This is a genomic window from Streptomyces sp. NPDC056169, from assembly GCF_042268445.1.
Taxonomy (GTDB): domain Bacteria; phylum Actinomycetota; class Actinomycetes; order Streptomycetales; family Streptomycetaceae; genus Streptomyces.
On record NZ_JBHJUO010000030.1, the window covers coordinates 42917 to 58615 of the forward strand.

The following is a 15699-nucleotide window of genomic DNA, read 5'->3' on the forward strand; positions in this document are numbered from 1 at the left end:
AAGCCAGAGTTGGTCACCCTCGCGACCACACCTATATGAAGACCGACGACCTGCCGAAGGCGTCTCCACACCTCGGCGGCCAGGTGGCTCCGCTACGCCCGTTCCCACTTGCGACACCTCTGGATGAGGCTCATGCGGCGTTCAGCCGGCAGATCCTGAACGGCTTCCGTCCTTTCGCCCGCGAGGACGGGCCGACATTGCTCGACGAGCGCAGTCCGTCGAACTCTCAGCGGAATGATCTTTCGGTCAGGAGCCGATCTCCCAGTGGAGGGCGCCGGCCTGGGCAAGGGGTTCCCATGCCTCGACGAAGGGCGCCTCGTCCGCGACGGGTGGCAGGTCCACTGCGAGGCAGGTGCCCTGTAGTCACTCATGTGGCAGGCCGGTGTCGGCAGTTTTGCCGTGCAGGAGCGCGTGTACCTGGTCTCGATCTGTGTGTTCCATATAGCCCCATCGCCGCCGCCGAACGGGCCCCGGCACCGTCCTCGGCCTCGGCCTCGGCCTCGGCCTCAGCCTCAGCCTCGGCGGAGCCTCGTACCTCCCCGCCTACGGAACCACGGCCCGACCCGGCGCCCCGGGCGCACGGAGGAGCGAGGTGGCGCCTGCGGGTCGAACGCCTGACTCCCGGCCGCCTGCCCGAAAGGATGAACGGCGCCCGTCGACGGCGTTTCGCCCCGGTGCCGCCGTCACCCTGCTGACGTGCGCAAAGAGCTCGAATACACGGTCCCGCCCCAGCGGCCGTCCCGTCCGGCAGCCGTCCCGGCCCCGCCTCCTACCCCCGCCCCGCCCCGCCACCGGCCCGCGCCGTCGCTGCGGGACCGGACGCGGTACTGGGTGGACCGGACCGTGGTGAAGGGCATGACCACGGTCGCGGGCTGGCTCGCGCTAGTCTGCCTGGCCGTGGTGGCACCGGCGAGCGCCCTCCTCGTCTGGACCGACAGCCGCTCGCCCGAGACCGTCCAGGGCAAGGTGGCGACCGTCTGGCGGACCGTCGGCCAGACCCTCCGGCTCGGCGGCGAGGTCGGCCCGCCACTGCGGATGGTCCTCTCCGTCCTGCTGGCCCTCGTCTCCCTGCTCTACGTCTCGACCCTCGTCGGCCTCGTCTCCACCGCGATCACCGACCGGCTGACCGAGCTCCAGCGCGGCCAGTCGACGGTAGTGGAGCGCGGCCACTCACTGGTCCTCGGTTGGTCCGAGCAGACTCCGACGCTTGTCGCCGAGTTGCTCGCCGCTCATGCCCAGCGGCGGCACGGTGCGGTCGTGGTTCTCGCGGACCGTGACAAGTTCGACATGGAGCGGGAGTTGCGGGCGGCTGTCACCGCCGTCGGCGGCCGACGTGTCCGGCTGCTCTGTCGCCGGGGCCGGCCCGCCGATCCGGCGGCGCTCGCCCGCGTCAGTCCGGCCGCCGCCGGGGCGGTCGTGGTGCTGCCGCCGGACACCCCCGAGGCGGACACCCAGGTCGTCAAGACGCTGCTCGCGCTGCGAGCCGTGGTCGGTGATGCAAGCCCGGTACGTGTCGTGGCGGCGGTCCGGCAGACCCGGTACGTCACCACCGCCCGGCTCGCCGCCGGGCCCGGCGCGGTCGTCCTCGACGTCGACGGCATCGCGGCCCGGACCCTCGTCCAGTGCGTCCTCGAACCCGGACTGTCGCGCGTCCTGGAGGACCTGCTCGACTTCGCCGGCGCCGAGCTGCACGTCCACCGTGTCCCCGGGCTCGGCGGCCGGACCTTCGCCGAGCTGCGGGCGGCCTGCGCGGACGGGTGCGTGGTGGGCCTCGTGCGCCCGGACGGCTCGCCGCTCCTCAACCCGCCGCCGCAGACAGCCCTCGGCCCCGGCGACGCCGTCGTCGTCCTGGCCGAGGACGAGACCCCACCGACCTGGACCGCGCCCCAGGCAACACCGCTCCCGCCCCCCTCGTCCGCGAAGCCCGCGACCGCCGACGACATGCGCACCGCCCCCCGCCGCGTCTTCGTCCTCGGCTGGAACCGGCGCGGCCCCGAGATCGTCGACGGTCTCGCCCGCAACGGCTGGGAGACGGTCCGTGAGAAGACCCTCCCCGCCCTTGACCCAGGACACCGCGTCCTCGTCCTCGGCGGCCCCGACGGCCACCCCGACCCCGACGAACACACCCTTGTCACCCTCCTCCAGCTCGGCGCCGCCGAGCGCGAGTCGGGCCGCCGGAACCCCACCATCGCCGAACTGACGGACGCCCAGCACCGCCCCCTCGCCCCGGCCGGCCCGCACACGGACCTCGTGGTCGGCGGACGGCTCGTCGGCCTGCTCATGGCCCAGGTCTCGCAGACCGTCGAACTCGCGGCGGCCTTCGACGAGCTCTTCTCCCCGGAAGGCAACGCGGTCCGCCTCCGCCCCGCCACCGACTACGTCCCCGCCGGGACCGAAGCGCCCTTCGCCACGCTCGTGGAGGCCGCCGGACGGCAGGGCGCCACCGCCCTCGGCTACCGCCCCGGCGGCTCCCGGATCCCGCTCCTCAACCCGCCGAAGACCGGAACGCGCCGTTGGTCGCACGAGGACATCCTGATCGTCGTCGCCACGGCCGAAACCCTCCAGCCCCAGGAGGGCCCTGCCCGGCCGGCCGATACACCGATGTTTCCCCGTGACGGCGCGGAAAGCGCGGGGACTGATCAACCAACGGGCTCGCGTTGAACTCGCAGCCATACCGCCTCGAAGTCAGCACGGCAGATCTCCGTGGCCAGATACTGCGGATCATGAAGATCGAACGGTGTCCGTCCGGCCCTGGCTCGATCAAGAAGACCTCTCCCTTTTCGAACTCCGGCCAACGCCAGTAGAGGGTCCCTCCGGACCGGTGTTCCCGTGGCGGTACGTGCCCGTCGAGTACGGGCCGTGGGGCCGGGTTTACGACCTGTTCCGCCGGTGGAAGCGGGACGGCACCTGGCACCACATCCGCACCCGGCTCCAGGCCCTGACCGGGGCAGAAGGAACCACCGGGCAGTGTGTTCACCGAGCCCGGAGATCACGGACTGGGGCGCTCGCGCGGCGGGTTCACGACCAAGCTGCACCTGGCTGTCGAACAAGGTCAGAAGCCCATGTCGATCGTGGTCACGGCCGGGCAGCGCGGCGACTCGCCGCAGTTCGAGCCCGTACTGGGAAAGGTCCGCGTGCCCCGCATCGGGCCGGGCCGGCCACGCGTCCGCCCCAACCGGGGCCGCGCGGTCAAGGCGTACGCCTCCCGCAAGAACATGCCTACCTGCGCCGACGTGGAATCCTCTGCACCATCCCCGACAAGGCGGACCAGGCGCACAACCGCAGAAAGCTCGGCTCCCGCGGTGGCCGACCACCGCACTTCGACCCGGTCGACTACCGCGAGCGTCATGCGGTCGAGTGCGGGATCAACCGCCTCAAGAGGAACCGCGCTGTCGCCACGCGATACGACGAGCTCGCCGCCCGCTACGGGGCGACCGTCCTCGACGCGGCCATCAACGAGTGGCTGTGACTCTCGGCCTTCACACGGTGGGATCCACGTTCCACGTCTCCGGCAGATCGCTGCCGCAGAAGACGCAGACGAAGTCGTCCTCGCGCACGATGTTGTGCTCCTGGCAACCAGGACACCGCCGGAACACCACCTCATGGGTGAAGCCGGAGGGCCGTTCGAGCCCTACGTCGTCCAGAGCGCGAGCGACTTCCGACCAGGAGCCGATGTCGGGGCAGTACCCGGTGGACTGGTTGCTGACCTCGCTCACAGCCCACCGGTCCGCCTCTCGCACGAAACCGATCTCGCCAGCACTCAAAACCATGGCTCCGCCGGCACAGGCCACGTGCTCGCTCCGCCGCGGCGCCAGCCGAAGCGCACCGTCCGCGCCGACCACGAAGGTGAACGGCTCGGCCAGCTCCGCCGCCGATCGCCCAGCGATCCAGTCGCCGAATTCAGCGGCCGAGCGGATCCGGAACCCGCCGCTGCCAGGCCGGACCGCAGCCTTCAGCTCGACCGGTCCGACATATCGGTAACTCCGCCCCCGCGTGCTCACATCAGCCAACCTAGAGCACTTCCGACACACGCCCTACGAGGCAATGCGGCTGGCGGAGGTCATCTGCCTCGGGCTCGAACAGTGCCATTTGTGCGAGGTGGGGTGGGGGGCCCAACCTGTCGGGCGGTGCCGCCATCGCAGGCGCGGAGTGGACGCACGACGGCGCTGCGCACGAGGCGCACTCATTGTGCGGGTGCAGAAGTTCAGAGCCCGCACCCGAGGTGAATCCACGGCCCCTCTGGGACGCGCTGATGCCGACCCCCAAGGCCGCCGACGCCCACTGACCGCCCGGCACGACCGCCGTCCGAGTCTCACCACCTCACCCTTCGGCGGCGGCACCGACACCACGACCGGGGGACGCGGAGTCTCACCTGTGCCTCCGGTCAGTGGACTCGGCGGGGACGGCGGACTTCTCACGGGTGACGCAGTACCCCTGCGGGCTCTACAAAGATCAGTACTGGTACTTCAGGTACGCGCCGGGCAACCAGGTCAACTGGATGGCCAACCTGAACAGCCAGAAATGCCTGGCAATCCTGGACGGCAGCATGTCCGACGCAGCGCAGGCGATCATCCACACGTGCGGGAGCCAGCGAGACCACTACTGGTGGATGCTTGCCTGACCCGGTTTCAGCGGCGGCCAGCGAGATGCTGGTCGTCGTACGAACCGGTCCAGGCCGGCACGGCTGCGGGGTCGGCAAGTTCGGTGAGGGCGTGCACGGCGGCGTCCATGCGGTCGGGGAGTCCATACCGGAAATCCACGTGACGAGCCGGCCCTCGAGCCGGGGGTACTCGCCGACGTGGTGGACGAGACACTGGGCGTAGAGCTGCGCGATCGGCTCGGCGCGCAGACGCCTACCCTGCTTGGCGTGGACCTCGATGATCGCGGGCAGTAACAGGCCCCCGGTCACGCCCTTCTCGGCGAGCTCCTTCCAGGCCTGTGTGACGATCTGGCGGGCCGTTTCGCCGCCGAAGTTGTCCTCAGGCCGCCGGAACGTCCGGCCCGGCCAGCGGGCTCCTCGCCGTTGCGCATCGCGCTCGCGCGGACGCCGAGTCGCCGGCCGATCCTCCGAATGGCCGAGCGCGTCACGCCGAATCGGCTGGCTCGCACCCACCGCTTCGCCGCCACCGTGTTCGCGATCAACCCCGCCGGACCGATCGACTGGGGCGACCTCACCGGTGGTGCGGGCTACTTCGACCAGGCCGACTTCGGCCACGAATTCCGGGCGTTCACCGGACTCACGCCGATCCGGTACATCGAAGCCCGGCGACGGTTCCTGCGCGAACATCCCGGCCACGCGCTGGACGGCCGGTCGCCGCCGGCCGATTGATTTCTTATATGAGCGACAGCTCACGACACGCTAATTTGGGGGATCCCAAAGCAGAGGAGAGCCCCGTGGGCAAGGTGGTCATGTACGGCTCGGTGTCGGTGGACGGCTTCATCGCGGACGAGAATGACCAGCCCGGTCCGCTGTTCGACTGGTTGTCCAGCGGTGACGTCCCGTTGGACGAGAGCGGCGAGCTGAGGGTGTCGCAGACGTCCTACGACTACACCCGGCCGTACTGGGACCGGATCGGAGTCACCATCGTCGGTCGCCACGTCTTCGACCTGACGGACGGCTGGGACGGGAAGCCGCCGGGCGGGATCGACCACGTGGTCGTCGTGACGCACCGGCCGGAGCCCGAGGGCTGGGACCTCGAGGCGCCGTTTCACTTCGTGAACGGCGTCGAGGCAGCCATGGCCAAGGCGCAGGAGCTTGCGGGTGACCGCTTGGTCGAGGTCGCCGCCGGCGACGTCGGTGGCCAGGTGCTTGCCGCGGGGCTGCTCGACGAGGTGCGCATGGACGTCGTACCCGTCGTGTTCGGGTCCGGCAAGTGCTACTTCGGGTCGGTCCACGCGCAGCAGCTGTTGGAGGATCCTGACGTGGTGATTCAGGGCAACCGGGTGCTTCACCTGCGCTATCAGGTGCGCCGTTGACCGATCTGTCGGCATCTGACAGCGGGCGTTTCACGGGCTGGTCTCCGAGGTGTGGCGGGTGAGGAAGCCTTCGGTTGCGGTGCGCTGTTCGGTGAGCCGGCGGCGGAGGTAGGGGGCGAGGCGGTCGCCGTTGGCGGTGGATGCCGTCAGTTCTGCCAGGTGCTCTGTGAGGGCGCGGTGGTTGTCGGGCGTCAGTGCGGTGTTGAGGCAGCCAGGGGATGGCAGTCGTCCATGGCTGGGGTGTCCGCTGAGTTGGCCGGGGTGCGGCACAGGGCGCGGTCGGGGTAGTAGCCCCAGGTCAGGAAGCGGCCGGGGGAGAGGAGGGTCCTGGCGGGCGATGATGCGGCGCAGGCGGGCTTCGCCGGTGACGACCTGGCCGCCAAAGACGGCGTGCTGGGCCAGGGCGTGAGGCGGGCGTCGGCTTCGGCGTCGGCCGGTCCGGTCAGTCGGGGCCGGTCGGGGGCGGCGGCCATGTCGGCGAGTACCTGACCGCGGCTCGCCCTGCACCACGCCTCAACCTGAGGTTGGAAAGGCTCAGTGCTTCGTTAGGTGGTCGTAGGGCTGCCCCGGCCGAGGGGTGTGCATAACGCCGGCCGGATGGCCCCTCACAAGGACATCGTCCCGAGTTCGCGGGCGATGCGGACGAACGACCGGACCATCGGGCTGTCGTTGTCCGACCGCCAGACCAGCCCCCACCGCAGGAGGGGCATGTCACGGACGGGGATGTACGTGACGTCGGGGCGGACGTAGAAGCGGGTGACCTGGTTGCCCAGGAGGTGGATGACTTCCCCGTCCGCAACGTGCGTGTACAACTGGTCCAGCGTCGAGACCTGGATCTTCCGTTCGATGGCACGACCGCTGGGCGCTGATGAGGGAACGAAGATTTCCTGGAAGTACTCGGGCTGAAAGCCATCCGGCCCCACGACACCGTGGTCCGCGAACACTTCCAGGGGCACCGACGAGCGGCCGGCAAGCCGGTGGTCGGTGGCCACCAGGGCGATCCTGGGCTCAACGAAGAGGACCGGTCCCACGGTCAGGTCGGGCTCTTCCACCGGGAGCCAGGACAGCAGCAGGTCTATCTCGCCGTTGCGCACCGGGGCGAACGGGTCCATGTAGCCGTTGTGGCTGAGCCGCAGGCCCCACTGCGGGTGCTGCGAGCGGAAGGCATCCCAGAAGGGCTTCAGCTCGTGGCCGTTGGTGACCATGAGACCGATCCGCAGGATGTCCCTCTTGCCCTGGGCGGTGAGCCGGGCCCGGTCCACGCTCGCCTTCAGGCTCTGGAACACCGGCCGTAGATCGCCCAGCAGCTGTTCGCCCACCGGCGTGAGCCGGACCTGGCGGCTGGTCCGCTCGAAGAGCTCCGCCCCGATCGACCGTTCCTGCTTTTTGATCGCCTGGCTGATCCGCGCCGCCGACACGTGCAGCCGCTCGGCGGTCCTGCCGAAGTGCAGCTCCTCCGACAACGTCAGGAAGATCTCGATATCGCGCAGCTCCACGCGCCCCCACGCCCCCGCTTGTTCGTCAACCCCTGGCTTAACCAGCGTTGCATGATCGACTATTGATGATCAACTCGTCCACAACGGATGCTCAGTGCATGAACGTCGTCGCTACCAAGGGGGCGTTGACTGTGGAGGACGTGGGCGCTTCCTGCCGGTTCTTCACCATCCATCTGGGCTTTCGTGAAGTCGAGTCGGTGGAGGGACACGTCTGCCTCCGCCGGGACGACACCTCCGCGGAAATCGCCCTCACAAAGAGCCGCGACGTGAACACGGCCGAGCAGACCGAAGTCACCTACACCGACGGTGTCCTGCGGATCGAGGTCCCGAAGACGAGGAACGGGATCCTCGGCAACACCGGATCCATCGAGGTGACGGTCCAACTGCCCGCCGGCTCCCGCGTCGAGGCGGAGGCCGCCGCCGAACTCCGCGCCGTCGGGCGGCTCGGCGACGTGACCTTCGAGGGCGCGTACCGCGAGATCAAGATCGACGAGGCCGCGAGCCTCCGCCTCACCGCGACCGACGGCGACGTCGAGGTCGGCCGGCTGGGCGGCTCCGCGGAGATCAGCACCGCGCGGGGCGACATCCGCATCGCCGAAGTGGTGAGCGGCACGGTCACCCTGAGCACCCAGAAGGGCGACATCTCGGTCGGCGCCGCCGCCGGCGTCTCCGCCTCCCTGGATGCAGGCACCGCATACGGCCGCATCAGCAACTCCCTGACGAACGACGGCACTCCCGGCCTGAGCATCCAGGCCACCGCCGCGTACGGCGACATCACCGCTCGCAGCCTCTGACTTGCAGCCCCGACTTGCCGCCCCTGAGGAGCGATCATCTCGACCGCCCCGGCCATCGCGGCGAGCGGGTTGCGTATCTGATCGTTTCAGGGGGTGGCTCGGTGACCGAGCGCCCGGGCACATGGTCCCCGACCAGGTGCTGACTCTGGACAGCCGGCCGATCAGTGCCAACGGCAAGCTTGACCGACGTGCCCTGCCCGCCCCCAGGCGGTCTGGTGACGAGCCCGGGTTCGTGGTGCCGCGCACACCGACCCAGGAATAGGAGCGAGGTGATCGAGGTGGGCGACAGGGGCTGACGTCCGGCGGCAGCTGATGACGGCGGACGGCCGGGGCGGCGACTCGACGACGGTCTCCGCCCGCCGTCCGCTGTCGGGCCGCCGATGACCGGGTGCCAGGCGCCGGGTGCCGGTCGCCGGGTGCCGGTGGCCTGCGGCCGGTTGCACACCTGTCGGCAGACAGATCCTCAGGGGGTGGTTCGCACGGGGAAGCTGAAGGTGCGTCCTTGCTCCTTGAGCCATGGCAGAACCTGCTTGAGGGCCTCGACGGTCTGACCCCGGTCGCCGCCGCCGTCGTGGAAGAGGATCGTCGGCCCGTTGGACAGCTCGTTCTTGACCGTGCCGACGATGGCGCTCGTGCCGGGCCTCTCGAAGTCCTTGGTGTCCACGTTCCACCCCAGCGGCCGCATCCCCGCCTCTGCGGCGATGCGCCGGCTGTCGGGGGTGAACGCACCGCCCGGCGCCCGGTAGTACTCCACCTTCGCTCCTCCGGCGGCGTCCTCGATCATCTTCTTCGCGTCCAGGATCTGCTGCTGCTGGTACGCGACGGACTTCTTGTCCATCGTGGTGTCGTGGGACGTGGTGTGGTCGCAGAGGCGGTGCCCGTCCGCGACGACCCGCTTGACCAGGTCGGGGAACTCCTTCGCCCGCGGCCCGACCATGCAGAAGACCGCCTTGACGTCGTGTTCCTTGAGGACGTCCAGCACCTTGGGCGTCCACTGCGGGTCGGGCCCGTCGTCGATGGTGATGTTCACGGCCTTCCCGCCCGCCTCGGCGGCATGGGCGATCCCCTCGGGCATCCTCACCTTCGACACCGGCGGCGGTCCCGGTGCCGGCTCCTTCGTCCGCCCCTCCGAGCCCGCCCCGATCCGGGCGGCGGCCTCGGTGCCCGTCAGCGCGGTGGCTCCCCACGCCGCCAGGCTGATCGCGACCGCCGATGCCGCCACGGCTATGTGCGCGGTGTACTTGCCCTTCAGCCCCATGTGCTGCCACTCCTCGCCGGTTCTCTACGCTCTCCCGGAGAGGGGGACGGAAGAGACGGCCGAAAGGTTTCAGCCGACCCGGCCCCGAGAACATCGAGGCCCCGTCCCGTAGACCGATGCTGCCGCTGCTTCCGGCGGGTCGGTCACTGACACGGGCATCCACGAGCGCAGCGGCGCAGCGGGTCCTGGCCGGTGAGGAGCTGGCGTTGGCTCAGGCGCAGGCATCCGTTTCCGACCACGGTCTGGCCAAGTCCTGGTCGGTGAGGGGTGCGCGAAGGATCCGGCTCGCGCCGGCCTTACGGGACGCCCAGGGAGCGGGATCTCGCGAGGTCGGAGAGGTTCAGTGCCGTACGAACGGCAGATCCTCCGGTCGATCGGCCTGACAAGTCCCTAGTCGGCCGCGCCCCGGTTCGGGCACCATGAGCCGGTCGAGGCCCCCCGGGCCGTACGCGCGGCCGGGGGACCGTTGTGCGAGAACCGGGGGAGTGGCCGTGGGCAGGTTCAGGCGGGGTGGGCCGACGATCGAGGCGGATGCTCAACGGCGGGTGCGACGCAGCCCGTTGCTCTTCACGGTGCCGATCGTGCTGCTCGTCCTCCTGACGGCGGTGCTCGGCTGGGAGGTCGTCCGGGCCAACATGACGGCGGCGGCCCAGGCCGAATGGCCGTGGCGGCTGGAGCTGCTCGACATGGAGCCGCTCGGCAGTCTGCTCGCGGTCGCGGCCGGCGCGGTCCTCGCCAGGGCCCAGTACGCCCGCACCGTACGGCCGATGCTGGGTTGGCGCGCCGACTGGACGACCGGGCACTTGCGGGGCGGCGTACTCGAATGGCAGGTCGGACTGCTCAACGGAGGCTCGCACACCGTGGTGGTCGAGGCCTACGAGTGCCGTGCCGTCCTGCGCGGCGAGGACCCGCAGCCCGCCGCCCCGTGGACCGACGTCCAAGGCGTGGCGGAGGTGCTGACCGGGGCCGGGCTCACCGTCGGGGAGGACTTTCAGCTGGTCGTCATGGGGAGATTTCCCCTGGTGGGCACCGGCTCCTACGAGACGACGATGCTCGGCGCCTTCTCCCAGCGCTTCGTCGACGAGGTCGAGGCGCTCCACATCAGGGTCCGCGTCGGCGATGTCGTCGGGGACAGCCACGAGCGGATCCTCGACGCCTTGAAGGGCGCCCGCTCGACCTCGTATCAGCGCCCCGCGCCCTGACCGTCCAGCCAGCGCAGCACGTCGGGCAGCGCCAACTGGGCGGCGAAATGACCGGCGTCCGGTACGAGGACGGGCTCGGCGCCGGGGATCCGGCCGGCCAGCCAACGGGTGTGCGCCACGGGTGAGAAGGCGTCGTCGAGGCCGTGCCACAGCAGCACGGGCGAAGTGACGGAGGAGACGTCGAAGCCCCACGGGCGGACGAAGGCCAGGCAGTCGTCGAGCCAGCCGTGGTGCGAGCCCCGCAGGGCCTCCTGATAGGTGCGCAGCAGCACCGCGCGCACCCGGGGGTCCTCGACGACCGGGAGGTCATGGGGGGAGAGATCGGCACGCAGGTCGTCGAGGAGGCGTGCCGGGTCCCGCCGGATGGCGACGGCCCGGGCGGCCAGGTCCCGTTCGAGCCCACCGGGGTCCCGCCCGTCCAGATGGGCGCGGGCCAGGCCGTACTCGTGCACGTTGAACGGGGTCATGCCCGCGTGCCAGTCGAGACCGTCCGCGTCCGGCGGGGCGAGCCCGACCAGTACGGCGGCCGCCCGGACCCGATCCGGCAGCAGCGCCGCGCACGCCAGCGCGTGCGGGCCCCCGCCGGACCGGCCGACCACCGCGAACCGCTCGACGCCGAAGGCATCGGCGACGGCTGCCGCATCCCCGGCCGCGTCGGCGACCCGGCGGCCCGGGGCGCGCCGGGACTCCCCGTAGCCGGGACGGTCGTAGGCGAGGAACCGGAAGCCGGGGTGCTGCGCGGCGAGCCCGGGGAGCAGGGTGCCGAGACGGGTACCGGGCGTCCCGTGGAGGAGAAGCACCGGGGTACCCGAAGGATCGCCCCATTCCTCGGCCACCAGGAGCCTGCCGTCGTCGGTGCGCACAGGAAGTCCCATGAGAGGGAGCCTAGGCCGGAAGGGCGATGATGCGCATCGCCGGCTGCAACGACACCGATCCCGGCGGCGACCGCCGCCTCGTTGCCCCCGTGCGGAGCCACGAACAAGAGAACGGGGGCAGGGGGAGTCGCCACCCTGCGGGCGCAGGCGGCAGCGGCTTCGTGGCCGCGGCGACGACCGGCTCCCGTGGCGTGAACGGCGGCCCGGTTTATTTCACCGGAAGGCGTTGTGTGTACGGCGTATGAAATTGCCGCACGCTTTCGCGAATACCGATATCAGGCCCGTTGACAGCCCTTCTCCGGGCTGCCTAGCTTACGTCGCGGATAACGACATCAGCGGCCTCTTCATCTGGACAGGAACGGCCGGTGCGCGCAGCCGCCCGGAACCTGTCCGACGAGGCCGTCATCACCTCGGAGGTCGACCCGCGGGCCAGCCGGTAACCACTCCGGAATCCCCGGCCCCCCGGCCGCCCCATGGACGGAGAGCCCCGCAGCATGACCACGAACGCAGGTCCGAGTACGAGTACGAGCCTGGGTGCCCTCGTGTCCCCGCACGTCCTGGACAATCCAGCCTGGGCCTCGCTGTCCGGCCCGCACGCCGCCTTCGCCGAGCAGGCGGCCCGCCCCGAGACCGGCCTCTTCCCCTCCCGGGCCGCCCGCTATCCGTCGGACGTCTCGCCGTTCGCCGCCCTCGCGGACCCGGCCGACCCGGACTCCTGGGCCGACCTGCACAGGCTGGTCGGCGACGGTGGCATCGCCACGCTCTCCGGCGTGCCGGCCCCGCCCGACGGATGGGAGGCCGTCGGCTCGGTCCTCGGCGTCCAGCTGGTCGACACCTCGCTGCGCGCCGAACCCGCCCCCGAGGCGGTGCGGCTCGGACCCGGCGACGTACCCGAGATCCTCGGTCTGATCGAGCTCACGAAGCCCGGTCCGTTCCTGCCCCGCACCGTCGAGCTGGGCACGTACCTCGGCATCCGGCATCAGGGCAGGCTGATCGCGATGGCCGGGGAGCGGCTGCGGCCGCCCGGCTGGACCGAGATCAGCGCGGTGTGCACCCATCCCGAACACCGGGGCAGGGGGCTGGCGACACGGCTGGTCCGCGCCGTCGCCGCGGGCATCCGGGAGCGCGGCGACGTCCCGTTCCTCCACACCTCCGCGAGCAACACGACGGCGATCCGACTGTACGAGTCGATCGGCTTCACCCTGCGCCGCCGCCCGTCCTTCACGGCGGTCCGCGCGCCCGGCAACACCGCTGCCAAGTCCTCTTAATATTCCGGTCATTGTATGGCGCCGCTCTCGGGCGTAGCGTTTCGAAAAGATACTGGTGAGGGCCCCTTTCTCTTCCTCTCATACGCCCTTACATTCGCGACGCGCATCGGCCTCCTTTTCGCACGGCCGATCAGGAAGGCGTAATTCGACATGTCCGCATCCCCGCCCGAATCCGGACGCACATCAGCGTCTTCCGAACCGCTGCACCTCGCCGTCGCGCTCGACGGCGCGGGCTGGCACCCTGCCGCCTGGCGCGAGCCGGGTGCCCGGCCCGGCGAGCTCTTCACGGCCCGCTACTGGTCCGACGTCGTGACCGAGGCCGAAGCCGGACTGCTCGACTTCGTCACCTTCGAGGACGCCCTCGCCCTCCAGTCGTCCTCGGCGGACGGACCCGACGGGCGCACGGACCAGGTCCGCGGGCGGCTGGACGCGGTACTCACCGCCGCCCGCGTCGCACCGCTGACCCGGCACATCGGCCTGGTCCCGACCGTGACCGCCACCCACACCGAGCCGTTCCACATATCCAAGGCGATCGCCACCCTGGACCACGTCAGCCGAGGACGTGCGGGCCTGCGCATCCAGGTGTCACAACTGGACCACGAAGCACGGCACTTCGGACGCAGGGCGGTCTCTCTCCCCGACGCGGAGGCCTACGAGGAGGCCGCCGACCACGTCGAGGCGATCCGCCGGCTGTGGGACAGCTGGGACGACGACGCCGAGATCCGGGATGTGGCCACCGGCCGGTTCGTCGACCGCGACAAGCTGCACTACGTCGACTTCGAGGGCCGCCAGTTCAGCGTCAGAGGGCCGTCGATCACTCCCCGCCCGCCGCAGGGGCAACCCATCGTCAGCGCGGCGAGCACTGCCGGCGCCCTCGGCGACGCCGGCGCGGCGTACGGCCTCATCGCCCGGTCCACGGACGTCGGGTACCTCGCCGTACGCGACGCCGCCGGGGCCCGTGCCGCGGTCGCGGAGATCCGGCAGGCCCGTGAGTCCGCCGGGCTCTCGGCGCAGCCGCTGCACCTCTTCGCGGACCTCACCGTGTTCCTGGGCGAGGACGCCCCCGCGGCCGACGCGCGCCGCAGTCGCCTCGACGCGCGCGCGGGCGCCCCGTACAGCAGTGAAGCGGCAGTCTTCACCGGGACGTCCGCGCAGCTGGCGGACCTGCTCCAGGACTGGCGGACGGCCGGTCTGTCGGGATTCCGGCTGAGGCCGGGCGTGGTCGCCCACGACCTGCCCGCGATCACCCAGGGGCTGGTGCCGGAGCTCCAGCGGCGCGGGGTCTTCCGCCGCAGGTACGAGGCGGACACCCTGCGCGGACTGCTGGGCCTGGACCGCCCGGTCGGCCGATATGCCGCCCACCCCGCCGCCTGATCCCGGACCCGAAGGACCCACCATGAGCAGCAAGCCACTCAAGCGCATCCATCTCGCGGCCCACTTCCCAGGTGTCAACAACACCACTGTGTGGAGCGATCCGGCGGCCGGCAGCCACATCGACTTCGACTCGTTCGTCCACTTCGCGCAGACCGCCGAACGCGCCAAGTTCGACTTCCTCTTCCTCGCCGAGGGGCTGCGGCTCCGCGAACAGGGCGGAAAGATCTACGACTTGGACGTCGTCGGACGTCCCGACACCTTCACGGTGCTCGCCGCCTTGGCGGGCGTCACCGAGCGGCTCGGGCTGACCGGCACCATCAACTCCACCTTCAACGAGCCCTACGAGGTGGCCCGCCAGTTCGCCTCGCTGGACCACCTCTCCGAAGGCCGGGCCGCGTGGAACGTCGTCACCTCCTGGGACGCCTTCACCGGCGAGAACTTCCGGCGCGGCGGGTTCCTGCCGCGTGAGGAGCGCTACTCCCGCGCGAAGGAGTTCCTGAAGACCGCGACGGAGTTGTTCGACTCCTGGGACGGCTCGGAGGTCGTCGCCGACCCCGTGTCGGGCACCTTCCTGAGGGACGCGAAGGCCGGAGCCTTCGCCCACCACGGGCGGCAGTTCGACATCGAGGGCCACTTCAACGTGCCGCGCAGCCCGCAGGGCCGGCCGGTGATCTTCCAGGCGGGCGACTCCGACGAGGGCCGAGAGTTCGCCGCTTCCGACGCCGACGCGATCTTCGGCCGGCACGCGACGCTCGACGAGGGCCGGGAGTTCTACGCCGACGTCAAGGGCCGCCTTCCCCGGTACGGCCGCTCACCGGACGAGTTGAAGATCCTGCCCGCGGCCACCTTCGTCCTCGGCGACACCGACGCCGAGGCGCACGAGATCGCCCATGAGGTCCGCCGCCTCCAGGTCAGCGGGCAGACCGCGATCAGATACCTGGAGCACGTATGGAACCGGGACCTGTCCGCCTACGACCCGGACGGCCCGCTGCCCGACATCGACCCTGAGGTCGGCGAGAACACGATCGCCCGGGGCCGGGCGAGCGTCCGCCAGTTCCGCGACCCGCTCGACACCGCCCGGCAGTGGCGCGAGCTCGCCGAGGCCAAGAACCTGTCGATCCGCGAGCTCGTCATCGCGACCACGTCCCGGCAGACCTTCGTAGGCTCCGCCGCCACGGTCGCCGAGACGATCAACGACCTCGTGCAGGCGGACGCGGCCGACGGGTTCATCCTGGTCCCCCACATCACGCCGGGCGGCCTGGACGAGTTCGCGGACACCGTCGTCCCGCTGCTCCAGGAACGCGGCGTCTTCCGCTCCGAGTACGAGGGCGTCACCCTGCGCGACCACCTCGGGCTCTCGGTGCCCGGCGCCGAAGCGGTGGCCCGGCAGGCCGCTCCCTCGTGACGTAGGGGTTCGCCCCGTTGGGCCGTTGACGCGTCGAACGGGGCGGCGTGG

General features: G+C 70.8%; 15 protein-coding genes and 1 pseudogene. 10 read left to right on the plus strand and 6 right to left on the minus strand.

Annotated features, from left to right (window positions below):
* The first annotated feature begins 696 nt into the window (after positions 1-696).
* Both ACFC0G_RS36580 and ACFC0G_RS36585 read left to right on the plus strand, forming a co-directional pair.
* Positions 697-2661 carry an NAD-binding lipoprotein gene (locus ACFC0G_RS36580; RefSeq protein ID WP_376412450.1) on the plus strand — a complete coding sequence of 655 codons (1965 nt, stop codon included), beginning with the start codon at positions 697-699 and terminating at the stop codon, positions 2659-2661.
* Positions 2662-2751: 90 nt separating this feature from the next.
* Positions 2752-3469: pseudogene (locus ACFC0G_RS36585) on the plus strand (IS5 family transposase).
* Positions 3470-3479: 10 nt separating this feature from the next.
* On the opposite strand, the gene ACFC0G_RS36590 reads toward ACFC0G_RS36585, so the two are convergent.
* Positions 3480-4001, minus strand: a complete 522-nt coding sequence (locus ACFC0G_RS36590; protein ID WP_376412453.1) for a hypothetical protein — start codon at positions 3999-4001, stop codon at positions 3480-3482.
* A 371-nt stretch (positions 4002-4372) separates the two neighbouring features.
* On the opposite strand from ACFC0G_RS36590, the gene ACFC0G_RS36595 reads away from it, so the two are divergent.
* The gene (locus tag ACFC0G_RS36595) at positions 4373-4621 is read left to right on the plus strand and encodes an RICIN domain-containing protein (RefSeq protein ID WP_376412518.1); all 249 of its coding nucleotides are present in this window, start codon (positions 4373-4375) and stop codon (positions 4619-4621) included.
* Positions 4622-4628: 7 nt separating this feature from the next.
* Here ACFC0G_RS36595 and ACFC0G_RS36600 read toward each other — a convergent pair whose 3' ends face one another.
* A complete protein-coding gene (locus ACFC0G_RS36600; protein ID WP_376412455.1) occupies positions 4629-4760 on the minus strand; it encodes a hypothetical protein in 132 nt (43 codons plus the stop codon).
* Positions 4761-5071: 311 nt separating this feature from the next.
* On the opposite strand from ACFC0G_RS36600, the gene ACFC0G_RS36605 reads away from it, so the two are divergent.
* Positions 5072-5329 (plus strand): hypothetical protein, encoded by a 258-nt coding sequence (locus tag ACFC0G_RS36605; protein WP_376412458.1) that lies wholly within the window; start codon positions 5072-5074, stop codon positions 5327-5329.
* Between the two features lie 65 nt (positions 5330-5394).
* Positions 5395-5976, plus strand: a complete 582-nt coding sequence (locus ACFC0G_RS36610) for a dihydrofolate reductase family protein (protein ID WP_376412461.1) — start codon at positions 5395-5397, stop codon at positions 5974-5976.
* 191 nt (positions 5977-6167) lie between these two features.
* Here ACFC0G_RS36610 and ACFC0G_RS36615 read toward each other — a convergent pair whose 3' ends face one another.
* Both ACFC0G_RS36615 and ACFC0G_RS36620 read right to left on the minus strand, forming a co-directional pair.
* A complete protein-coding gene (locus tag ACFC0G_RS36615) occupies positions 6168-6449 on the minus strand; it encodes a hypothetical protein (RefSeq protein WP_376412464.1) in 282 nt (93 codons plus the stop codon).
* A gap of 132 nt (positions 6450-6581) precedes the next feature.
* Positions 6582-7472: a LysR family transcriptional regulator gene (locus tag ACFC0G_RS36620; protein WP_376412467.1), complete on the minus strand. Its 891-nt coding sequence runs from the start codon at positions 7470-7472 to the stop codon at positions 6582-6584.
* A gap of 98 nt (positions 7473-7570) precedes the next feature.
* Here ACFC0G_RS36620 and ACFC0G_RS36625 point away from each other — a divergent pair, with 98 nt between their 5' ends.
* Positions 7571-8266: a DUF4097 family beta strand repeat-containing protein gene (locus ACFC0G_RS36625; protein WP_376412470.1), complete on the plus strand. Its 696-nt coding sequence runs from the start codon at positions 7571-7573 to the stop codon at positions 8264-8266.
* A gap of 463 nt (positions 8267-8729) precedes the next feature.
* Here ACFC0G_RS36625 and ACFC0G_RS36630 read toward each other — a convergent pair whose 3' ends face one another.
* Positions 8730-9524, minus strand: a complete 795-nt coding sequence (locus ACFC0G_RS36630) for a polysaccharide deacetylase family protein (RefSeq protein ID WP_376412473.1) — start codon at positions 9522-9524, stop codon at positions 8730-8732.
* 545 nt (positions 9525-10069) lie between these two features.
* Between ACFC0G_RS36630 and ACFC0G_RS36635 the strand changes: the two genes are divergently transcribed.
* Complete coding sequence (locus tag ACFC0G_RS36635) at positions 10070-10726, plus strand: hypothetical protein (protein WP_376412476.1); 657 nt, start codon at positions 10070-10072, stop codon at positions 10724-10726.
* Here the strand turns inward: ACFC0G_RS36635 and ACFC0G_RS36640 are convergent.
* A complete protein-coding gene (locus tag ACFC0G_RS36640) occupies positions 10708-11601 on the minus strand; it encodes an alpha/beta fold hydrolase (protein WP_376412479.1) in 894 nt (297 codons plus the stop codon). The two genes, ACFC0G_RS36635 and ACFC0G_RS36640, sit on opposite strands and share 19 nt — an antisense overlap.
* A gap of 494 nt (positions 11602-12095) precedes the next feature.
* Between ACFC0G_RS36640 and ACFC0G_RS36645 the strand changes: the two genes are divergently transcribed.
* The 3 genes from ACFC0G_RS36645 (at position 12096) to ACFC0G_RS36655 (ending at position 15648) form a co-directional block, all read left to right on the plus strand.
* On the plus strand, positions 12096-12869 hold the full coding sequence (locus ACFC0G_RS36645; protein ID WP_376412482.1) for a GNAT family N-acetyltransferase: 774 nt from the start codon (positions 12096-12098) through the stop codon (positions 12867-12869).
* 150 nt (positions 12870-13019) lie between these two features.
* The gene (locus ACFC0G_RS36650; protein WP_376412485.1) at positions 13020-14243 is read left to right on the plus strand and encodes an LLM class flavin-dependent oxidoreductase; all 1224 of its coding nucleotides are present in this window, start codon (positions 13020-13022) and stop codon (positions 14241-14243) included.
* 22 nt (positions 14244-14265) lie between these two features.
* Positions 14266-15648, plus strand: coding sequence for an NtaA/DmoA family FMN-dependent monooxygenase (locus ACFC0G_RS36655; protein ID WP_376412488.1), 1383 nt, complete (start codon positions 14266-14268; stop codon positions 15646-15648).
* The last annotated feature ends 51 nt before the right edge of the window (positions 15649-15699 follow it).

Excerpts from the sequence above, each read along its gene's own strand:
- ACFC0G_RS36605 (WP_376412458.1), top strand. The coding sequence starts at position 5,072 with ATGGCCGAGCGCGTCACGCCGAATCGGCTGGCTCGCACCCACCGCTTC.
- ACFC0G_RS36615 (WP_376412464.1), bottom strand. The coding sequence starts at position 6,449 with ATGGCCGCCGCCCCCGACCGGCCCCGACTGACCGGACCGGCCGACGCC.
- ACFC0G_RS36625 (WP_376412470.1), top strand. The coding sequence starts at position 7,571 with ATGAACGTCGTCGCTACCAAGGGGGCGTTGACTGTGGAGGACGTGGGC.
- ACFC0G_RS36630 (WP_376412473.1), bottom strand. The coding sequence starts at position 9,524 with ATGGGGCTGAAGGGCAAGTACACCGCGCACATAGCCGTGGCGGCATCG.
- ACFC0G_RS36640 (WP_376412479.1), bottom strand. The coding sequence starts at position 11,601 with ATGGGACTTCCTGTGCGCACCGACGACGGCAGGCTCCTGGTGGCCGAG.
- ACFC0G_RS36645 (WP_376412482.1), top strand. The coding sequence starts at position 12,096 with ATGACCACGAACGCAGGTCCGAGTACGAGTACGAGCCTGGGTGCCCTC.
- ACFC0G_RS36650 (WP_376412485.1), top strand. The coding sequence starts at position 13,020 with ATGTCCGCATCCCCGCCCGAATCCGGACGCACATCAGCGTCTTCCGAA.
- ACFC0G_RS36655 (WP_376412488.1), top strand. The coding sequence starts at position 14,266 with ATGAGCAGCAAGCCACTCAAGCGCATCCATCTCGCGGCCCACTTCCCA.